At 57.9% G+C, this 21,545-nt stretch carries 15 protein-coding genes; 7 read left to right on the plus strand and 8 right to left on the minus strand.

Annotated elements, in window-relative coordinates; genetic code table 11:
* Positions 1-1,131 (plus strand): ATP-binding protein (locus PKY88_10895; GenBank protein HOQ05707.1); only part of this gene is annotated, 1,131 nt, incomplete at its 5' end.
* Between the two features lie 77 nt (positions 1,132-1,208).
* Here the strand turns inward: PKY88_10895 and PKY88_10900 are convergent.
* On the minus strand, positions 1,209-2,282 hold the full coding sequence (locus tag PKY88_10900) for a DUF4056 domain-containing protein (protein HOQ05708.1): 1,074 nt from the start codon (positions 2,280-2,282) through the stop codon (positions 1,209-1,211).
* A gap of 140 nt (positions 2,283-2,422) precedes the next feature.
* Between PKY88_10900 and PKY88_10905 the strand changes: the two genes are divergently transcribed.
* From PKY88_10905 to PKY88_10920, 4 genes are read left to right on the plus strand one after another with little or no spacing between them, the layout of a single operon-like run.
* Complete coding sequence (locus PKY88_10905; protein HOQ05709.1) at positions 2,423-3,406, plus strand: glycosyltransferase family 2 protein; 984 nt, start codon at positions 2,423-2,425, stop codon at positions 3,404-3,406.
* Positions 3,407-3,411: 5 nt separating this feature from the next.
* The gene (locus tag PKY88_10910) at positions 3,412-5,532 is read left to right on the plus strand and encodes a hypothetical protein (protein HOQ05710.1); all 2,121 of its coding nucleotides are present in this window, start codon (positions 3,412-3,414) and stop codon (positions 5,530-5,532) included.
* Positions 5,533-5,540: 8 nt separating this feature from the next.
* Positions 5,541-6,698, plus strand: coding sequence for a glycosyltransferase family 4 protein (locus PKY88_10915; protein ID HOQ05711.1), 1,158 nt, complete (start codon positions 5,541-5,543; stop codon positions 6,696-6,698).
* The gene (locus PKY88_10920) at positions 6,695-7,837 is read left to right on the plus strand and encodes a glycosyltransferase family 4 protein (protein HOQ05712.1); all 1,143 of its coding nucleotides are present in this window, start codon (positions 6,695-6,697) and stop codon (positions 7,835-7,837) included. Before PKY88_10915 ends, PKY88_10920 begins: the two co-directional genes overlap by 4 nt.
* Here PKY88_10920 and PKY88_10925 read toward each other — a convergent pair.
* The 7 genes from PKY88_10925 to uvrA all read right to left on the minus strand — a co-directional run bounded on the left by PKY88_10925 (position 7,834) and on the right by uvrA (position 18,333).
* Positions 7,834-8,868 (minus strand): glycosyltransferase family 4 protein, encoded by a 1,035-nt coding sequence (locus PKY88_10925; GenBank protein ID HOQ05713.1) that lies wholly within the window; start codon positions 8,866-8,868, stop codon positions 7,834-7,836. The two genes, PKY88_10920 and PKY88_10925, sit on opposite strands and share 4 nt — an antisense overlap.
* Positions 8,869-8,874: 6 nt before the next feature.
* On the minus strand, positions 8,875-9,861 hold the full coding sequence (locus PKY88_10930; GenBank protein HOQ05714.1) for a glycosyltransferase family A protein: 987 nt from the start codon (positions 9,859-9,861) through the stop codon (positions 8,875-8,877).
* On the minus strand, positions 9,858-10,883 hold the full coding sequence (locus tag PKY88_10935; protein HOQ05715.1) for a glycosyltransferase: 1,026 nt from the start codon (positions 10,881-10,883) through the stop codon (positions 9,858-9,860). The genes PKY88_10930 and PKY88_10935 overlap by 4 nt, the downstream gene beginning before the upstream one ends.
* Positions 10,880-11,926: a glycosyltransferase family 2 protein gene (locus tag PKY88_10940; protein ID HOQ05716.1), complete on the minus strand. Its 1,047-nt coding sequence runs from the start codon at positions 11,924-11,926 to the stop codon at positions 10,880-10,882. The genes PKY88_10935 and PKY88_10940 overlap by 4 nt, the downstream gene beginning before the upstream one ends.
* A 6-nt stretch (positions 11,927-11,932) precedes the next feature.
* A complete protein-coding gene (locus tag PKY88_10945) occupies positions 11,933-14,176 on the minus strand; it encodes a site-2 protease family protein (GenBank protein HOQ05717.1) in 2,244 nt (747 codons plus the stop codon).
* Positions 14,176-15,363, minus strand: a complete 1,188-nt coding sequence (locus PKY88_10950; GenBank protein HOQ05718.1) for a 1-deoxy-D-xylulose-5-phosphate reductoisomerase — start codon at positions 15,361-15,363, stop codon at positions 14,176-14,178. The genes PKY88_10945 and PKY88_10950 overlap by 1 nt, the downstream gene beginning before the upstream one ends.
* Before the next feature lie 108 nt (positions 15,364-15,471).
* Complete coding sequence (uvrA, locus tag PKY88_10955; GenBank protein HOQ05719.1) at positions 15,472-18,333, minus strand: excinuclease ABC subunit UvrA; 2,862 nt, start codon at positions 18,331-18,333, stop codon at positions 15,472-15,474.
* A 135-nt stretch (positions 18,334-18,468) separates the two neighbouring features.
* On the opposite strand from uvrA, the gene nfi reads away from it, so the two are divergent.
* Together nfi and PKY88_10965 are read left to right on the plus strand one after the other, a co-directional pair.
* Positions 18,469-19,143, plus strand: coding sequence for a deoxyribonuclease V (nfi, locus tag PKY88_10960; protein ID HOQ05720.1), 675 nt, complete (start codon positions 18,469-18,471; stop codon positions 19,141-19,143).
* A gap of 637 nt (positions 19,144-19,780) precedes the next feature.
* A complete protein-coding gene (locus tag PKY88_10965) occupies positions 19,781-21,532 on the plus strand; it encodes a hypothetical protein (GenBank protein HOQ05721.1) in 1,752 nt (583 codons plus the stop codon).
* The last annotated feature ends 13 nt before the right edge of the window (positions 21,533-21,545 follow it).

Below are 21,545 nucleotides of genomic sequence, written 5' to 3' on the forward strand. Positions count from 1 at the left end.
ACTGGTCCCCGGCAATCCGGCAAAACGACTTTGGCCAGAAAAGTTTTTCCTGATTATCTATATCTTTCTCTCGAAGAGCCGGATCAGGCCCACATTGCACAGGAAGACCCGCGAGGATTTCTGAGCCAATCTACAGACCCAATGATTCTTGACGAGGTGCAGAGGGTACCGAAATTACTTTCTTATATTCAGACAATAGTGGACTTGGATAATCGTCCGGGACGTTTTGTGCTGACAGGTTCTCACAATTTTTTGCTGATGGAAGGCATCAGCCAATCTTTAGCAGGCCGTTGCGCCATATTTTATTTGCTGCCGTTTAGTCAGGCGGAGTTGAGAGGAAGGGAACCGATTGATATTGAACAATTGGATACCCCCAAAACCCTGACGGTTCCTGAAAAAAAGGGGGACTTGTATGAGATGTTGTTTGCGGGATTCTATCCTCGCATTCATGACCGCGGTCTGGACCCTCAGGAATGGCTGGGCGATTATTTATCGACATACGTTGAGCGAGATGTTCGGCTGATTTCCAACATCGGGGATGCTCAGACGTTTCGGCGTTTTTTGGGTCTATGTGCTGCCCGCAGCGGACAACTGCTGAATCTTTCCTCTCTGGCTCGTGACTGCGGGATCACGGTGCTTACCGCCAGGAAATGGCTTTCGATACTCGAAACCAGTTTTCTTATTAAACTTCTGACTCCTTACTATGAAAATTTTAATAAGCGGTTGATCAAAACTCCAAAATTGTATTTTATTGATACGGGGTTGCTGTGCTGCCTGTTAAAAATTCGGTCTCCTGATGAACTGCAAAAGAGTGAGCTGCGGGGGCAGGTTTTTGAGACATGGGTTGTCGAGGAATTCATAAAAAACTGCTGTCACCGTAAGCGAGAACCGGATTTTTATTATTGGCGGGATTCAAACGGCCATGAAGTGGATTTGGTGGTCAGTCGGGGTACTGCTTTGCTGCCGATTTCCGTCAAATCCGGGCAAACCTTCAGCGAGGATTTTATTAAAGAGTTGCTCTTCTGGCGGCGGCTGACCGGCTGTGACGAACATCCGGGCGTTGTCATTTACGGCGGAGACCAATTCTTTGAGTACAAAGGATTTACGGTAGTACCCTGGTATATGCTTTAGCAGGATTTGAGGGCTTGTGTGTCGGAACTGTTTCCTTGCGAAAAGACGTGCCTCGGCGCAGCCGGATAGTTTGGGGTTTATCCAGAGGCGGAGTTTCGGGTGGACAGGCCGGAGCGGGACTGGGGCTGGGCCTGGCTGCGGATTTCCTCCAGCAGCGGCGGGAAATGCAGGGTCGGCCGGATGGGCATCTCGGGCTCGAGATTTAGGATGTGGTAGATTTTCCAGCGTTCGGTTTCCACCGGATAAATCAGCAGGTCGGCCTCAAATCCTTCCGGTGTCGGGGAGGACAGCAGGGGGGCCGGCAGAGGCGAAGGAACGGCATCCGGGCAGATTCCGGGCACCAGCAGCGGGACGACGGGTCGAAAGCCCAGTCCGGTAGAGAAATTCCGTTTTTTCATTTCCACAAAGAAATAGAATCCGCCGCTGTACCAATTGCCTTCGATTTGGTGAGCTGCTTCCTTCGCGACGGAGGCGGGCTGGACCTCCAAATGAGCCAGGGCACGCTGGAGGGCTTCCGTCATTCCTTTGTTGTAGGGCTGTTCGGAACGAAGCACGTATCCGGCCAGAGAAATGCCGAGCAGGTCGGAGTAGGTATCCTCCCACGAGAAAGCGGAAATGTGTTCGGAGAAGATCCCGCTGGAGGCAAAGCCGAACCAGGTGAGGATTTCGTGCCAGACCAGACTCCAGTGTGTGAAGGTCTGGGCCATCCGCACGGACGTTTCGAAGGCGAGGGCCTTTTTCTTTTCTTCGGGGAAGGTGTGCCATCCGGGCGGATAGGTGATCAGGGCGGTATAGTGTGAGGGTTCGATGATGTGGTAGGAGATTTGGGTTTTTCCCTCCAGGAGGGCCGAATAAAGAATCTGCTGGAGATAAGCCGTACGGTCGGCAGCCTCCCGGACATGCCCGATGTCAATAAAGCCGCCTCGGCACGTGTACACCATGCCGACTTTCTCGCCGCTGGAAGACTGATAATGATGCCTGCCGAGCCGGTCCGGTTCGAGGAAAGTCATTCCTCCCGGAGCTCCGAAAAAGGCCCCGAGCCGGCGGCGCGGCTGTCGGGGGCCGGCACAGCCGGCTTCCAGCAGCATGGCCAGCAGGACCATCAGCTGTATTGAGAGACGGAACTTTTTATGGGACGTTGAGGTTTTCATATCTCGTTCCTCTATTTACATACCTCAACGGAGTTCAAAAAGCAAATCGACAATCTCAAAAAGCCGATAAAGTCCAGGGAAAACGGGTTTGGTACAAAAGACTGGTTTCGAGGACTTTTGGAAGGTATAATCGCGCTGATATGGAAGAACCCAAGCTGGATTTGTCGATTGTGATTCCGGTTTTTAACGAGGAATCAAATCTGGAACCTCTTCATCGAGAGATCGAGTCGGTGCTGTCCGGGCAGGGGCTGACGTATGAGATTTTGGCCGTTGATGACGGAAGTACCGACGAAAGTTTTGAAACGCTTCAGAAGATTCAGAAGACCGAACCCCATCTTCGGATTATCCGGTTTCGGCGGAATTTCGGCCAGACGGCGGCCTTAAGCGCCGGCTTTAAGCATGCCCGGGGTCGGGTGATTATTCCGATGGATGCGGACGGGCAGAATGACCCGGCGGATATTCCGCGTCTGCTCAAGAAACTCCAGGAGGGCTATGACATCGTTTCCGGCTGGCGGAAAGAGCGCAAGGACAACCCCGTTACCCGGACACTGCCCAGCCGGATTGCCAACTGGCTCATCGGGCGGATTACCGGGGTGCGGCTGCACGACTACGGATGCACCCTGAAGGCGTATCGGGCGGAATCGCTTAAGTCCATTCGTTTGTATGGGGAGATGCATCGGTTTATTCCTGCTTTGGCGCGGTGGGGCGGCGAGAAGGTTGCGGAGGTTGTCGTTAACCATCGGCCTCGGCGGCACGGCAAAACGAAATACGGACTGAACCGGATCTTCAAGGTTCTGCTGGATTTGATTACGATTAAGTTTCTGGCCTCTTTTTCGACCAAGCCGATTTACGTGTTCGGGGGTCTGGGAATGGTCTGTCTGCTTGGTTCGATTGTTTCGGGCGCGGTGGTTCTGTATATGAAGCTTGCCCTGCAGTACTCGATGAACCGCAATCCGCTGCTGATTGTTTCGCTGATTCTGATGACGACGGCGGTTCAGTTTGTGCTGATGGGGCTTTTGGCGGAGATTCTGGTGCGGACCTATCATGAATCGCAGGACCGCCCAACCTATGTGATTGAACGGATTCTGGAGCCGGCGGGGTCTGCCGGACAGGACAAGGGGTAAAGGGAATGCGGGCCGAACGGCGGAGGAAAACGGCGGCTTCAGCGCCCCCGGAAAAGGCAAACCGGAGAGGCCTGTCTTCTCTTGGACTTCTGGCCGGGCTGCTGCCGGCGATTCTGTTTTTTGCGGCGGGCAAGTATCTGGAATTTCGCCAGGATGACCCTTTTGACAGCGGGGCGTACGTCTATTCTGCGGCTCATCTTTTAAATGGAGGACAACTGGGGGTTGATGAAGCTCCGTCCGCTCAGCCCGGCACGCTGCTGGTCAATGTTCTCGGGGTTGCCTGTTTCGGATTCAATGAAACCGGTCCGCAGATTATTCAGACTTTCCTGCAGGTGCTGGCCCTGGCGGCGATGTTTGGGGCGGTGCGTTTGCTGTACGGGATGACGGCGGCGGTTTTTTCCGTGACGGCGGCGGCCGCTTATTTGTCATCGCCGCATCTGGCCAAGTTCGGCAACACCAAAGAGCAGTATATGATTGCGATGATGGTGCTGTCGGTGTGCCTGTGGATTTTTTATGAGCAGACCGACCGGAAGGTCTGGCTGATTCTGACGGGGGCGGCGCTGATTTGGCCGTATTATTTCAAGGCGACGGGGCTGTCGGTTGATGCGGCCTTTGCAGTATATTTTCTGGGGAGGGCTTTCGGGGGAAAAATCGGATTTCGCCGCTTTCAGGAGGAATTGGGACTGCTGCTGGCGGGGGCGGCGGCGGGTCTTCTTCCGCTGGCGCTGTTTTTCTTCTGGCAGCGTCAGGCGGGCTGGCTGTGGAACAGTTTTCCCGTGCTGGTTTTAAAAGCGGTTGTGCTGGCGGATGCGGCGGTTCTGGCGGTCTGGGGGATTCGGCGGACTTCTGTATTGTCGCGGGCGGTTGGTCTGTGCCGTCGGGTGCGTCCGTTGGTCTGGGCGGCGGGTCTTATCGCCTTGGCGGCTGCGGCGGCGGTCGGCTCTGTTCTGGTTTATCAGGCCGACGGCAGTGAGATGAATGATGTTCGTTCGTATCTGACGAACCTTTTTTTTGTGAAGATTCCTCTTAACGGCTGGCATTGGGTATCCGGGCATCTGCATGCGGTTGTCCGAGCGGCGGGCGCGGATACCCCCTATATTGCGGACAGCCGAAGAGTTTTTCCTCTTTCCAGGCAGGCGCCGATTGTTTTTCGTTATTATGGTTCTGTTGCGCTGCCGATTGCGGCGGCTTTGGTTTCGCTGGGGGCGGCCCTGGTTCGGTTTCTCGTGAAAATCCGCAAGGTGCGGCCGATTCCGCTTCCGGAGCGAATCATCTGGCTGCTGGGGCTCTGGTGGCTGCTGGATGCGGCGTTTGTGTGGATCAGCCCGCATTCGTATGAACAATATTATCTGCCGCTGTGTGCCTCCGGGGCGATGGCAGGGGCCTATGCCGTATGGCTGTATGGCTGCCGGATGCAGCAAAGCGAGTTTCGTCTTCCCTATTGGGTGACAGCGGCGGCGGCCGTGCTGGTGATGACGGCGATGGTTTGGCCGCTGGTGTTCGGCTTTTCGAGAAGCCCCTATTCCGGGCAGCCCTATCAGGACCCCCGGACGGGACAGCCGATGCGCCAGCGCGGCTATGTGCAGGCCTTTCAGGAGCCGCGTCAAACGGGGCTGTGGGAAAAAATCGGCGATTACATTCGAACGCATTCGACTCCGCAGGACCGCATCTACGTCTGGGGCTGGTATCCGGGGATTTATGTGCGGGCGCAGCGTCTGGCTCCGACGCCCCGTGCCTTCGAGCAGGGGATGCATATTCTGCCGCCGGAGCGTCTGGCCGGTTTTGTTCTGCATCTAATCGAATGCTTTGAGAAGCAGCCGCCGATTTTTCTGGTGGACAGCCGGAAGCGGCACTTCCCGTTTGACCGGCCGCCGCTGGAGCTGTGGCCTGTGATGCCCAGCCGACAGGGCGGACAGATGCCGGCATTTGTCCCGTCGGACCCGGCGGTCCTCGGCACGTATGAACAATCCTGGCGGGCGTTTCTCGAAAAGCAGTTCGGACCGGAGGAAGCCCGGCGGTTTGATGCGATGAAGCCCCTGCGGGATTATGTGATGGCGCATTATCGGATTGTGCAGGAGGTTTCGTCGCCCTACAGCCATGTGCTGCTGGAGCGGAAAGGCAGATAGGTCGTCGGATGCCCAGACTGAAGATTCTGACGCTGAATTATGAATTTCCACCCATCGGCGGGGGGGCGGCGCCGGTGACGCTGGAGCTGTGCCGCCAGTTTGTCCGGCTGGGGCACCGCACGGATGTGGTAACGATGCGGTTTCGCGGTTTGCCCGCTTATGAAGAGATAGAGGGGGTTCGCGTGTTTCGAACGCCGTGTATCCGGCGGCGGGCGGATTTGTGCCGCATCCACGAGATGGCCTCTTATCTTATTGGGGCATATCCCGCCGTTGATCGGCTTCTTCGGGAAACTCGATATGATATTGTCCATACGCATTTTATCATTCCAACCGGTCCGCTGGGTTTGCGGGTTCGTCGAAAGGCGGGCTGTCCGTGGGTGATTACCGTCCACGGCAGCGATGTGCCCGGGTACAATCCGGACCGGTTTCGTGTAGCGCATCGGCTTTTGTTTCCCTACTGGCGGCGTCTGGTGCAGCAGGCCGATGGGGTGGTCAGTCCCAGCGGGTCTCTTCGCGCTCTTTTGAAGCGTTCCTGTCCGATGCTGGATGTACGGGTGATTCCCAATGGAATTGAAAGCGGTTTTTTTGCTCCGGATGCTCCGAAAAGGCCGCAGATTTTGGCATGCAGCCGGCTGCTGCCTCGCAAAGGGATTCAGTATCTGATTGAGGCCGTTCGGGATGTGCCGCTCGGCTGGCCGGTGCATATTGTCGGAGACGGCCCGTATCTGCCGACCCTGCGGGCGCTGGCGGAGGGGTCGAAGACCCCGATTCATTTTCACGGCTGGCTGGAACGCGGCGATTCGCGTTTTAAGGAGCTCTATGAGTCCAGCGCCGTCTTTGTTTTTCCCTCGGAGGCGGAGAACTTTCCGACGGTGCTGCTGGAGGCAATGGCGGCCGGCTGCGCCGTGATTACGACGGATGCAGGGGGGTGCTCGGAAGCAGCCGGAGAGGCCGCCCTCTATGTCAGGCCGCGGGATGTCGAGGGGCTGCGGACGCAATTGCTGGAATTGATTGCGAATCCGCATCTTCGGGAGCAGTGGTCTCAAAAGGCCCGAGCAAGAGCGGCGGATTTTTCCTGGCCGGGCATTGCCCGAATGTATCTGGAACTTTTTGAAGGCCTTCTGCGGAAGGATTCAGCCGGCGGTTCAAGACAGGAACGACGATGAATACAGATGAAAAAAAGGTCATTTCCGTTTGTTTTGTTTGTCCGAAGGCCTATGGTCTGTTTGACCCGTCGGTCAAGACCTATTACGGCGGGGCGGAGGTGGATTTGTATATGCTGGCAACGGAGCTGGCCAAAGACCCCGCCTTTTCGGTTTCGTTTATTTGTGCGGATTACGGGCAGCCTGACGAGCAGGTGCGGGAGAATGTGCGGCTTTTGACCGGGATGGATTTTCGCCGCAATCCGGTCTGTTCGGCCTGGCGGCTGTGGCGGACTCTGATGAAAGCCGATGCGCAGTTTTATATGCTCGAAACGGCCTCACCGGGGGTGCCGCTGGTCTATGCCTTCTGTCGGCTGCACGGGCGGCGTTTCCTGTACCGGACGGCCAGTCAGATGGAATTTGACGGAACATATCGGGCCCAGCATCCGGTGTTGGGGCGTTTGTTTTACCGGGTGCTGTGCAAGGCCGACTGTGTGTTTATCCAGAATCACCAGGATCAGGAACAGCTCCGAAGGGCGGCAGGCGCCGAGTCCATCGTGATGCCGAACGGACAGCGTCTGACGGAGCCGGCCGGACAGGAGAAGACCTTTATCCTTTGGGTGGGCCGCTCGGCAAAGGTCAAACACCCGGAGCGGTTTGTGGAGCTGGCTCGGCGTTTTCCGCAGGAATCCTTTGTGATGGTGTGCCGTCCGGCCACCGGAGATATGGAGTATGAAGCCCTGCGCAGGCAGGCCGAATCGACGCCCAACCTGCGGTTTTATCCGGATGTGGATTTTTTTGAATTGGGACGTTTCTTTGCCGCCGCCAAGGTGTTCGTGAATACATCAGATGCGGAGGGGTTTCCCAATACGTTCATTCAGGCGGCAGCGGGCGGGACGGCGATTTTGTCCTGGCGGGTCAATCCGGATGACTTTCTGACCAAGTACCAGTGCGGTCTGGCCTGCGGCGGGGCGATGGAGCGTCTGGTCAAGGGGCTCGAGTTTCTGCTGGAGCGGCAGCGGTATTCAGAAATCGGTCAAAACGGCTTGCGGTATGTGCGCGAGCACCATGATATTTCTGTGCTGGCCGAGCGGTACAAGGAGATTTTGAGGGGTCTTGCGGCGGGGAAGAACGGCAGGGACTCCGCTCGAAGGGGCGGCTAACACTTTCCGCCGCCGAGGACCAGCCGGAAGATTTCCGCCAGACGTTCGCTGAGAATCTCCACGGAAAAGAACTCTTCGATGATTCGCCTGCCTGTCTGTCCCATGCTCTGCCGCAGAGAGGGATTGCGGGAAAGGGTTTCGAGCGCCTCCACCCATTCGTCGATTGTCCGGGCGGCCAGAGCCGCCGGGCCTTTGGCCAGCACCTGTTTGTTCATTCCGACCGGCGAGACCACGGCGGGCAGACCGGAGGCCATGTACTGAAGCATTTTGAAACTGCATTTGCCCCGCGTCCAGGGGTCATCGGCAAGCGGCATCAGGCCTACGCTCATCCGATGAAGCAGGCGGGTTTCATCGTTCGGATTCCAAAAGTGAAACTCGATTCGGTCGGGCGGAATATGTTCGGGCTTCCAAAGTCCGTTGGAGATTATCAGGAAACGGCTGTCAGGATGCGCTTTCAGAAAACGCTCCAGTGCCGGCTCAATCATCTGAAGGTATTTGTGATTGGAGCGGGAGCCGGTCCAGCCGATGACGAAGGGCTGCTCCGGATTGTCGGAGGCGGGTTTGGGAGTAAAGCGCCGGGTGTCGATTCCGGTCGGGACGACGAAAATGCTTCGGCAGTACCGGCTGTAGTAGTCGGCCAGATAGTCGTTGCCGGCGATGACGGCATCCATCCCGCGGGCGACCCAGGGCTGACCGAGGCGGCCCAGCGGCGGGCGAAGCCAGATGGCATCGTCCACATCGAGAATGCGGGGACGCTTCAGAAGCCGCTCAAAGGTGGCGTATCCCTGCACCAGCTCGCGGCTGAGCCAGATGAGGTCGGCCCGGCGGGATTGAAACAGGGCGGGGATTCGGGCGGCCATTTTGAACGGACTGGGCAGGCCGCAGCTTTCTCCCCAGCGGGGGATGTATTCGGTGACGGTGATGCCGAATCGGCTCAGAGGCTGGATGTACTGGCGGACGCGAAAGCGTGTAGAGGCGGTTTTCAGCCCGCCGGTCAGGGCAGCGATTTGAATGGGGGATTGAGCGGTCATAGCAGTTTATCCGGATAAAGGCGGCGGTTTGCGGACAGCCCGTCGGCGAAGTCCCAGCGTGCGGACAACAAATGAAAGGCCGCGGCAGCCGACGGCGGTGAGAAACGGAAAGGCGGTCAGCAGCGTATATTGCAGGCGGACCCGTCCGGGCAGCAGGGCGGCGAAGTCATTCAGCAGACGGCGAATCTCCCGGGCCTGCGAGGGGTCAAAGAGCAGGGCCCGCATCCAGCGGCGCAGGAGAAAGACCGCCAGCGGACGAAAAGCATCCAGCCGATTCATCAAAGCGGCCGTTTCCAGATGCTGCTCAATCAGGAGCCGGGCTGCCTGGGCGGCGGGATAGATGACGGACGTATGCCGGCCTGCCTGGAGGTGGTGAATCGCCAGCGGACGGGCCGAATAGCCGATTTGCGGGTGTCTGTAGGCGATGCGGAGCCACAGGTCGAGGTCTTCAAACCGCCGCAAATCCGAAAAGCCGCCGGCCTCCAGAAGAACCGACCGTCGGATGAGCATCGTATCCGTATGGCCGGTGAGGTCTTCGGCGCAGGTTTTGAGATAATCGGGACTGATTTGTCCGCCGTTTAGGACCGCAAGAATGCGCTGCTCCGGGAGGGCGGGGGCCTGCCGTCCGCTTTCGCAGAGGCATTCGATGTAGTTGCCGCAGGTCCATTGCAGCTGGGGGTGTCGGCGCAGGAGTTCGGTCTGCACGGCCAATTTATCCGGCAGCCATTCGTCATCGGCGTCGAGGAAGGCAACCCATTCGCCCGAGGCCGCCCGGATGCCGGTGTTGCGGGCGGCACCGGGGCCCCGATTGTCCTGACGGATACAGCGGATTTTCTCTCCGAAGGCCGCTGCGGCCTCGGCGGTCCGGTCGGTCGAACCGTCGTCCACCACGATAATTTCATCCGGCGGACGGCTCTGGGCCAGCACACTGTGAATCGCTCGGCTCAGATGCTGCTCGTTGTTGTAAGCCGGAATGATTACACTGATTGTCATAAGGGCTCCCGGGTTTGTTCCGGGTCTCGAATCGGTTTTCTCGTCAGCTTCCGCCAGAAGCGCTGAATCGGCGGTCGAATATACAATCCGCCGAACCGCTTGAAAAGAACCCAGTATTTCAGCAGCGGGCTGAAGGCAATCTGGAGCCGACAGAATTGATACAGGCCCTTGAACCGCCGGGCATCCGGAAAACGCTCCAGCAGTTCTGCGGCGGTTTTTCGAAACCCGTTTCGGGCCTGATGATGAGCGGTCCGCAGCGCCAGATAACAGAGCACGTCCTCCGCCAGCTTCTTTTTCTCCGGAGGGCACCAGTCCAGCAGCAGAGAGGGATTCCGGAGAATCGGGGCGACGGCACCGGACACGGAATGGGACAGCGAACTGTCCTGGCGGTTGTGCCGCACACAGACCCTGGGGAGAATCAGAAAGGGTTCATTAAACACCAGCCGGGCGAAAAAGACGGTGTCTTCGCCGAAGGTGCATTTGTTTTCGGTATAGAAGCCGCCGTATTTACGGGCAATGTCCGTGCGAAGAATAGTGGTACCCACGTGAAAAAACATCATCAGGGCCTCCGCCAGCGGGGCGGGTTCGCGGCCGGTCAGGCGGTAAAAGCCGGGATAGACGCCGCGCCGGAGCCAATAGCCGGTCATTTCGATTTGCCGCGGCCATTCTTCGTACATGGTGCCTGCGAAAGAGGCCGTCGGCCGGCTTTCGAGGGCCGCAATCCCGTTTTGCAGATAATCGGGGTACCACTGGTCGTCGGCGTCCAGAAAGGCGATGTAGGGGGCTTGTGCGGCTTCGATGCCCCGGTTGCGGGCGGCGCCGGGGCCCTGATTGTCCTGACGAATCAGGAAAATTCGGGAATCGTTCATCTGCTGAACGCGTTGAGCGCCGTGGTCTGTGGAGCCGTCGTCCACCACAATCAGCCGCCAGTGGGGGTAGGTCTGATGCAGCACGGAGCGGACGGCCCGAAGAATCGTCCGTTCCTTGTTGTACAGCGGGATGATGACGTCCACCGGCTTCATAGGGTTCTGCTTTTTCGAATCTCCCGGAGGATTTTTTTGAAGCGATTGTACCAGGCGGCGGCCTGCGGGCAAAAGGAGGCAATCAGGAATTTTTTGTAAGACGCCGGAGGCAGGAGCCGGCGGTATTTTTGGAGCAGGAAACGGATTTGTGCGCCGCTGCCGTCCTCGAGCCGGCAGCCCAGCCACCAAATCAGCATCGCGGCAGCACAGGGAAGAAAGGAGTCGAGCAGACCGGCCTTTTCGGCCAGCTCCAGATGCCGCTGAAGAAACCGGTCGATATGTTCGGCGGTTCGGTGGGCTTTCAGGATGCTGCCTTCGGTGTCCAGATGATAGACCGCCAGCGGCTCGAAGACATACCCGAGCGGCTGGCGGAGATAGGCAATCCGCAGCCACAGGTCCGCGTCGTTAATCCGTTTCTGTCCGGGCAGAAAGAGTCCGGCCTTCAGGAGAATCTCCCGTCGAATCAGCATCGTATCCGTACAGCCCATCGCGCCGTGCTGATGGGCGGAAAAATAACTGTCGAACACGGGGCGACCGTTCAGGAATCTCAACAGGTCTTGCTGTCGATGTCCGGGCAAATCGAGTGTTTGCCGATGTCCGCGCCGGCATCGGCATCGGTAGAAATTGCCGGTGACCCAGTTGAGAAAAGGATACTGCTGAAGGAGTCGTACCTGAAGGGCCAGCCGGTCGGGGAGCCATTCGTCATCGGCATCGAGAAAGGCAATCCATTCTCCCGAAGCGGCCCGAATGCCGGCGTTGCGGGCGGCGCTGGCACCCTGATTGTCCTGACGGATATATCGAACGATGCCGCCGCAGGATTGGACGGCCTGGCGGGTGCCGTCGGTGGAGCCGTCATCCACGATGATAATCTCCTGCGGCGGGAGGGTTTGAGCTAAAACGCTCTCAACGGCCCGTCGAATAAACGCTTCGGAGTTGTAGGCCGGAATGACGGCGCTGATGCCGCCCGCAGGGGCCGGAACGCTCCGAGCGGCTGTCTGTTCCGACGGCTGGTTCGGCTGCGGACTGGCGTTTCGTTCGACCATTCGGCATCAGGAACCAAAAAAGATTCGATGAATGTCGTTGTAGGTAATCCACAAAAAGACGGCCAGCAGAAAGACCACGCCGGCGTAGGTTATACCGGCCTGGACTTTTTCTGGAATCGGGCTGCCTTTGATTTTTTCAATCAGCAGAAAGAGGATGACGCCTCCGTCCACAACGGGAATCGGCAGCAGGTTCATCACGGCGATGCAGGCACTGATCAGGCCCATGAAGTAAAGGAATTTGATGAAGGATTCCTGAGCGACCTGATAACTGATGGACAGAATGCCCACCGGGCCGCTGAGGGCGGAGGTCGGCACATCGCGGGTGAAGAGCCCTTTGAGGGTCAGGTAGGTCGTTGCGATAAAATACCAGGTCTTTTTGGCGCCAAGGGCTACGGCTTTAGCGGGGTTGGAGGTCTTGACCTTTTCTTCGAGGAGCGTCAGCGGAATCGGACGGGTAGTTTCGCTCCAGATGTGCATCAGGCCTTCGATGTTCGGAATCAGCAGGGCGGCGGAGCCGGCCTCCGTTTCCGAAAGTCGATAATCGATGCCGATTTGCTGGCCGGCGTTTCGGTGGAAAATCTCTGCGATTTCATAGAAGTTTTTGACCGGCTGTCCGTCCACGCGTTCAATCCGTGCCCCGCGCGGAATCGGAAGGGCATCGACGGAAACGGTGTCGAGGGTCTGGGCCACAACGGGGTTTTCCATATCAAAACGTAAAGAAATACCCAGCCAAAGGCGGTTCTTTGTGCCGGGCTGAACGGTGGGACGAGTGCTGATGTCCACGATGCGGTTTTGTCCGTCGGAGTCGGTTCGAAGCACCTTGACGGAAAGGGTTTTGTCTTTGTGATTTTCTATGGCCTGTCTGTATTCCGCGAAGGTGGGGCAGAAACAGTCGGCGATTTGAAGGAGGATGTCTCCTTTTTTAAATGGGTTCGGCTGCAATTCTTTTTGGACCGGCCGGCGGAGAACTGCTGTGGAGAACCATTCGAGGATTCGCTGCAGGAATCCTTCTGAGGTGGTCGGTTCAAAGACCTGCTCCACCTGAAGTCGGGGAATGAGAGAGTAGAAATTCGCCAGGTCATATTCTTTGCGGAAATTCGGGTAGAGGATTTTTGGTTCGAGGGGGATGGCGACTGTGGTTAACGGTTCGCCGGGTTTGGCCCCTTTGCGCTGGACAGTCAGATTCACTTCCGGTTTGACGGAGCGGCGGATGGCTTCTTTGAGCTCCCAGGATGTTTTGACGCTTTTTCCGTCTACGGCCAGGATGACATCGCCGGGTTCAAAGCCGGACTCAGTCAGCTGCTGTTTCCATTCGGGTTCCTCCCAGTTGGGGATTTCGAGCGTGGAGGCCGGTTCGATGCCGAATTGGCGCAGCCGCTGTGTATCGGCGGCGGCCAATTCGGAGACGGCTTTGAGCCGTTCGACCCGCCCGTCCGGATGGCGCACGGTGAAGGTGGTCGTTTCGCCTTTGGGGCCCAAGGCGGCGGCCAGCGAAATCATCGAGAAATCGACAAAATCTCCGACAAAAGATTTGCCGTTGACGGCGATGATGCGGTCCCCGGGGCGAAATCCGGCGGCTTCGGCGGGAGAATTGGGCACAACGCCTCCTACGACGGCGGGCTGCTGGTCAAGCCCGTGCAGATACAGGCCCATAAAGAGAATAACAGCGCTGAGGACGTTGAACAAAACGCCCGCCGCTACCACGCAGATGCGTATCCAGACAGGGCGGTTGGCAAACGAGCGGGGGTCATCGGTTTTCTCCGCCGAACCGGAATCGGACTGGCCGAGCATCTTGACAAATCCGCCGAAGGGAATCAGGCCCAGCCAATATTCCGTTTCAGAGTCGCCTTCCTGAAGCACCTCTTCGCTGTTTTTTCGGGGAAAGAGGCGTATGCGGAACCCTTTTTTCAGTTTCCGTATGGAAAGAATGGTCGGCGGAAACCCGATGGAGAAGGCCTCGACTTTGATGCCGCCGAGTTTGGCAACCAGGAAATGCCCTAATTCGTGGACGAAGATGACGCCGCCGAAACCGAGCAGGACCAGGGCCGTCGTGCCGGCGATGCCGGGGGCGCGCAGGATAAAGGCCGTGACGGCAGCCACGATTGCCAGCGCCGCGGCCAGGTCCAGCAGCTTGCTCAGACGGCTCTGGGGCGGCTGCGGAGATCCTTTCGTCTCTCCGGACACGGCGGAAGCGGGAGAAGACGCGGCAGATTCGGACGGTTCAGGAATAGAAAACGGTTGGTCTGTCATTATCGTTTTTCCTTTTGAGAAGTCAGTACGGTTCTGTGTTCGAGATTCCGATGGACCTCCTGTCGAGCCCAGCGGTCGATTTCAAGCAGGGCCTCCAGGGACAGATGGGTTTGAACGGAATGATTCTGAAGACACTGTTCAATCAGTTCGATGATTCGGCCGAAGCGGATTCTGCCTTCCAGAAAAGCGGCGACGGCCTCTTCGTTGGCGGCGTTGAAGACCACCGGTGCCGAACCGCCCAGCCGGGCCGCCTCATAGCCGACCGCCAGGGCTCGGAACCGGTTCAGGTCCGGTGCCTCAAAGGTCAGCCGTCCGAGCGTTTCCAGCTGAAGGCCTTTCGAAAGGCCCGGTCTTCGGTGCGGATAGGTGAGGGCATACTGAATCGGGGTTTTCATATCCGGCGTGCCCATCTGGGCGATTACGGAGCCGTCGATAAATTCCACCATCGAATGGATGACCGATTCCGGATGAATCAGCACATCGATTTTGTCCACAGGCAGGCCGAACAGCCATCGGGCCTCCATCACCTCCAGGGCCTTGTTGACCATTGTGGCCGAATCGACGGTAATTTTGGGTCCCATCCGCCAGGTCGGATGAGCCAGGGCTTGGGCGGCGGTCGCCTGCTCGATTTCTTCCGGCCGGCTGCGCAGGAAGGGCCCGCCCGAGGCGGTCAGGACAATCCGGCGGACTTCTTCCGGACGGCCTGCCTGAAGGGCCTGGAAGACGGCGGAGTGTTCGCTGTCAATCGGCAGGATTTCCGCCCCGCCGGCGGCTGCCTGGCGGGTGAGCAGTTCGCCGGCAATCACCAGCGGTTCTTTGTTGGCGATTGCCAGGCGCTTTCCCGCTTGGGCGGCTGCCAGCAGGGCCGGCAGTCCCGCCGCACCAACCACGGCACAGAGGATAATGTCGATGTCTTCCTGCGAGGCAATCTCGGTCAGGGCTTCGGGGCCGAAGAGAAGTTTCCCCCGGAAACCGTCCAGAGCGGGAATGTTTCCTTTTGAAAAATCCGGATGGGTGACGGCGGCGATTTGGGGCTGAAAGCGCCGGACCTGTTCCGCCAGAAGGTCGATTCGGCTGTGGGTGGTCAGCGCCGCCACCTCGTACTCCGGCCCCAGGGCCGCCAGGACCTGCAGGGCATTCTGGCCGATAGAGCCGGTCGAACCTAAAATTGCAACACGTTTACCCATAAACCGGTCAGTATCTCAAAATATACGAACCCCGTCAAGAAAGGTCCTGTCTTAATCCGATAAAACAGGGAATATAGGTCGAATATGGCTGATTTCTACAGGACATTTTTACTTTCCTATGCCTTCTTCGGCCAGTTTCTCCCGCAGGTATCGGGCGGTGTAGGAGTGGTTATTTTCGATGATTTTTTCCGGAGTTCCGGCGGCGATGACACGCCCGCCTTCCTCCCCGCCTTCGGGGCCCAGGTCGATGATGTAATCGGCCATTTTGATGACGTCTAAATTGTGTTCAATGACGATGACGGTATTGCCCATATCGGTCAAACGCCGCAGCACGGTCATCAGATTGTCGATGTCAGCAAAGTGCAGACCGGTGGTGGGTTCGTCGAGGATATACAAGGTATGACCGGTGCCGGGTTTGCCCAATTCAGCAGCCAGCTTGACCCGCTGGGCTTCGCCGCCGGACATCGTGGTGGAAGACTGCCCGAGGGTCATATAGCCCAGCCCGACATCGCAGAGGGCCTTGATAAGCCGGAGAATCTTGGGGAAGTTGGCAAAAAACTGCCGCGATTCATCAATCCGCATATCCAGAACATCCGCAATATTCTTGCCTTTGTAGGTAATCTGGAGGGTTTCGGGATTGTACCGTTTGCCCTTGCATTCCTGACAGGTGACGTACACATCCGGCAGAAAGTGCATTTCAATCCGTCGGGTGCCCTGACCCTGACAGAATTCGCAGCGGCCGCCTTTGACATTGAAGCTGAACCGGCCGGGCTTGTAGCCGCGGATGCGGGCCTCGCGGGTCATGGCGAACAGCTGACGGATTAGGTCAAATACGCCGGTGTAAGTAGCCGGGTTGCTGCGGGGCGTCCGTCCGATTGGGGTTTGGTCGATTTCAATGACTTTGTCAATGTTGGCGATGCCGAGGATGTTTTTGTGTTTGCCCGGTTTTTCGCGGGAGCCGTAGAGCCGGCGTTTGAGCCCTTTCAGAAGGATTTCGGTAATCAGAGTGCTTTTGCCGGAGCCGGAGACGCCGGTGACGCAGGTGAGGACACCGAGCGGAAATTTGACATCGATGTTTTTCAGGTTGTGTTCGGCGGCTCCCCGGACTTCGATGCAGTAAGACATTTTAACTTTGTGCCGGCGCGGGGGCATTTCGATGCGTTTGGCGCCGCTGAGGTACTGACCGGTGATGGACTGCGGGCAGCGGCAGACGTCCTCCAGCGAGCCGGCAACCACGACTTGGCCGCCGTGGCTTCCGGCGGCCGGCCCGATGTCGATGATGTAGTCGGCCTGGCGGATGACCTCTTCATCATGTTCGACAACCAGCACGGTGTTGCCGATGTCGCGCAGCCGTTTGAGGATGCTCAGAAGCCGGTCATTGTCGCGCCGGTGCAGGCCGATTGTCGGTTCATCGAGCACGTAGCAGCAGCCGACCAGCCCGCTGCCGACCTGCGTGGCCAGACGGATCCGCTGGGCTTCGCCGCCGGAGAGCGTGCGGCTGGTGCGGTCTAACGTCAGGTAGCCCAACCCGACATCAATCAGGAATTGAAGCCGGGCGCGGATTTCCTTCAGGGGCTGTTCGGCGATGACGGCCTGTTCGGGATTCAGCGGCAGTTCGGCGAAAAATTGCTGGGCGGTCTGCACGGTCATTTCGGTGATTTGGCTGATGTTTTTGCCGCAGATGGTTACGGCGGAGGCCTCCGGACGCAGCCGTGTTCCTTTGCAGGTCTGGCAGGGCGTTTCGGACAGGTACCCGTGCAGGCGGGCTTTGACGTATTCGCTGGTGGTGTTTTCCCACCGCCGGCGGAGATTGGGAATGACCCCCTCAAACGCCATTCCGTAACGGGCCTCGTCTTCGGGGGTGGTTCCGTACAGGAGAATCTGCCGAATCGGTGCGGGCAGATTGCTGTAGGGTTCGCTTTTGCTGATGCCGAACTGCCGGCAGAATCGGTTGATGAGCCGATTGTAGTAAATGTTCATCCGTTTGCCGCCTTTGCGCCAGGCCTCGACAGCGCCGTTTTCGAGCGAGACGGTTTTATCCGGCACGATTAAGTCCGGGTCAAACTCGAGGATGGTTCCCAGTCCGTCGCAGGCCGGACAGGCGCCGTAAGGGCTGTTGAAGCTGAACAGCCGGGGGCTCAATTCCGGCAGGGAGGCCTCCGGATGTTCGGGGCAGGCGAATTTTTCGCTGTAAATAACGTCGCGCCACTGGCCGTCGCCGCCGTTGTCTTTTTTCTCTTCGGGCGTCTGCACCATCACCAGGACCAGTCCATCTCCGATTTTCAGGGCGGTTTCGATGGAATCGGCCAGCCGGATGCGGATGTTGTCTTTTAGAATCAGCCGGTCCACGACGGCGGCGATGTCGTGTTTTTTGTTTTTGTCCAGTTTGGGGATGTTTTTGATGTCATAGATGACGCCGTCCACCCGGGCTCGCACGAAACCGTCCCGCTGAATCTGAGCGAAGATGTCCCGGTGTTCTCCCTTTTGACCGCGGACAATCGGGGCGCAGATCTGAATGCGGGTATTTTCCGGAAAAGACAGGATGGAATCGACAATCTGGGTGGCGTGCTGCGACTGAATCGGCCGGCCGCATTTCCAGCAGTGGGGCTGTCCGATGCGGGCAAACAGCAGACGGCAGTAGTCGTAGATTTCCGTCGTGGTTGCCACGGTCGAGCGGGGGTTGCTGGAGGCGCTTCGCTGTTCGATGGCAATGGTGGGAGGCAGCCCCTCGATGTGCTCAACGTGAGGTTTCTGCATCTGTTCGAGGAACTGGCGGGCGTAGGCGCTGAGGGATTCGACGTATTTGCGCTGGCCCTCGGCGTAGATGGTGTCAAAGGCCAGCGAGCTTTTTCCCGAACCGCTCAAACCGGTAATGACAACCAGTTTGTCGCGGGGAATATCGACGTTGATGTTTTTAAGATTATGTTCGGCCGCACCGCGGATGCGGATGTATTTCTGCGAATCATTCATCGCTGTCAAACTCGCTTCTTGAGGTTGCTGCTCTCTTATCTCTATTTAAAGAGAATACGCCAAACTTACCATTGTACCGGAAAAGTCGGGCGTGTACAATAGCCGGGCGGGTTTTTTGCAGGATGCGATAACGCTGTGCAAATCAAACACTTACATTCGTGGCAGGTCAGCCCGAAGGAGGCGGCATCGATTCAGAGCCGGCTGGCCGGCCTTGTTCAGTTTTGTCCGCTTCCGAAACGCATTCAGACGGCGGCCGGTCTGGATTGTGCCTTCAGCGGGGATGGGCTGCAGATGGCGGCGGTGATTGTGGTGCTGTCGTTTCCGCAGCTGGAGGTGCTGGAGGTTGTGCAGGCGCAGGATAAGGTGCGGTTTCCGTATGTGCCGGGTCTTCTTTCGTTTCGCGAAGCGCCGGTCTGTCTGAAGGCCGCCGAGAAACTCAAAATCCGGCCTGATGTGTTTCTCATTGACGGACAGGGTGTCGCTCATCCCCGACGGCTGGGGCTGGCTTCGCATCTGGGGCTGTGTCTGGATGCCCCGGCAATCGGCTGTGCCAAAAGCCGCCTGTGCGGGGTGTATGAAGAACCCCAAACAGAAAAGGGCAGCTGGAGTCCGCTCTGGGTGGATGGTCAGCCCGCGGGGGCTGTGGTGCGAACCCGCAGGGGCGTAAAACCTCTGTTTGTTTCCGTCGGGCATCGGGCGGTTCTGGAGGAGGCGGTTGACTTTGTGCTGGGATGCTGCCGGCGGTGCCGCCTGCCGGAGCCGACGCGCCTGGCCCACCAGCAGGTGAGCCTGCTGAAGAAACAGCTTTAAATCAGCAAATCAGCATCCAGTGTCCAGCCGCCAGTCATCAGTTATCAGTCATCAGTTATCAGTCATCAGTTATCAGTTATCAGTGAGCAGGTAAATTCATTTGCTTTCCTTCTTCACTTTTTTCAAATCTGTGAAATCTGCGTAATCTGTGGTTTACTGTTTCGGATTTCGAGATTCGAATTTCGGATTTACTCGGTTGCTGGATTCCCGTCTTCCTCCTTCGCTAAAGCTTCGGAGGACAGGACGCGGGGAGAGGAGGAATGGATTCCCGCCTTCGCGGGAATGACAGCGAACGCGGAAATGACGGGGGATGCGCGAAGGATAAGGGCCTGACGTAGGAATTAGCCCCGGGCACAAGCGTCGCAAGGGCTGGTGAGAAAAATAGCCCCGGGCGATAAGCCCGAGGGAAAGAGGATAGGGGTTTCATTCTCTTTTTTCCCCGCCCTGGCGGGCGGGGCTATCTTCCGGCGGATAGTGCCCAGTTGCCAGGATCCAGACGCCAGTCATCAGTAATCCTGTAAATTCGTGACTAAAATTATTTTCAAAAAGTTTCTCACAAACGGGGTTTTTCTGCAATACACAGAGAGGACAAAGAGTTTTGTCCTTGAGAGAGTCCCTTTTTGAGAGGCAAAAACGGATGAACCGAATAGGATATCTGGGGATTTTTGTTTTTCTTTGCGGTTCGCTGGTTCCGGCGGCCCGGCAGCCCGCGGAGAATTTGGACAGAGGATTGATTGCCGTGGTTCAGTCTCCTTCGCGGGTCTATTTGGGCTGGCGGCTGCTGAAAACGGACCCGGCGGACATCGGCTTTCATCTTTATCGGATTACCGACGGCGGCGAACCCGTCAAGCTCCATTCCGAACCGATTACGAATTCCACGAATTTTGCGGATGAATCCGCCCCGCTTGATAAGCCCAACCGCTGGCGGCTGACGATGGTTCTCGGCGGGGAAGAAAAAGAGGCGGCGACGGTTGACCTGCCGGCCAATCCCCCCGTGCGTTCCTATATCTCCATTCCATTTCAGGGCAATTATGTGTGCAGCAAAGTTGCTATAGCCGACCTGAACGGCGACGGACGATATGATTTTGTCATCAAGCAGCCGCAACAGACAACCGACCCGGGGGTCTGGCAGAAAAGCACCGATACGTTCAAGGTCGAGGCCTATCTTCACGACGGCACGTTTCTGTGGCGCAAGGACCTCGGGTGGAATATTGAACAGGGGGTCTGGTGGTCGCCGATGGTGGTCTTTGATTTTGACGGAGACGGCCGGGCGGAGGCAGCCCTCAAGACCGCCCCGACCGATGTCGATTACCGCAACCCCGACGGCCATCCCTACCCGGGCCGTGTGATGTCCGGGCCGGAGTATGTATCGCTTCTGGATGGGATGACCGGCCGGGAGCTGGACCGGGCTGACTGGCCCGCCCGCGGACGCGTGGAGGACTGGGGCGATGAGAAAAACAACCGCGCCTCCCGGCATCTGCTCGGGGCGGCCTATCTGGACGGAGTTCGCCCGAGTCTGATTGTTCTGCGCGGCACCTACACGCGAATGCGGGTGGATGCCTACAATGTGGCCGACCGCAAACTGCAGAAGGTCTGGAGCTGGGACGGCGATGCAGAGGTGCCGCCGGTGCGCGGGCAGGGCATGCACGGGATGCATGCGGCGGATGTGGACGGCGACGGACGGGATGAAATCATTCTGGGAGCGGCGGTGCTCGATGACAACGGCAAAATCCTCTGGAATACCGGCCTGGGGCATCCGGACGGCTGCTATGTGACGGATATTTATCCGCAGCGGCCCGGGCTGGAAATCCTTTACGGGATCGAGCCGCCGCAGGAGAAAAACGGCATTTGTATCGCGGATGCCAAAACCGGCGAAATTCTCTGGGGCTGTGAGCATCCGACGGTGCACGTCCACAGCCAGGGCCTGTTCGGCGAGTTTGACCCGGACAATCCCGGATACGAGTTTTATACCGGCGAAAAGGACCGCTCCCGACACTGGACGTACAGTGTGGACGGACGTCTGCTTTCGGAGGAATCGATGAGCACGCTGGCGCCGACGCCGCTGTACTGGCTGGACGGGCCCCTGAAGATGATTGCCGAGCAGGGACAAATCCGCCGGTATAAAGGCGAAGCGGTGGGCCGTTACGAAGGGCGCATTTTGGCTGCAGCGGATATTCTGGGCGACTGGCGGGAGGAATTGATTACGACCGTGCCGGGTGAACTGCGGATTTATACAACGACGCATCTGTCCCGGCAGCGCCGGATATCGCTGATGCAGGATGCGATTTATCGGCTGGATGTCGCGATGGTTTCGATGGGTTATTTTTATCCGCCGCAGCGGAGCGAGTATTTTGCGCTGGATGTCCCGCCGGCGGTTCAGAAACCCTGAATTAGGGGGCTTG

Source organism: Anaerohalosphaeraceae bacterium (genome assembly GCA_035378985.1).
In the GTDB taxonomy this organism is placed as follows: domain Bacteria; phylum Planctomycetota; class Phycisphaerae; order Sedimentisphaerales; family Anaerohalosphaeraceae; genus JAHDQI01.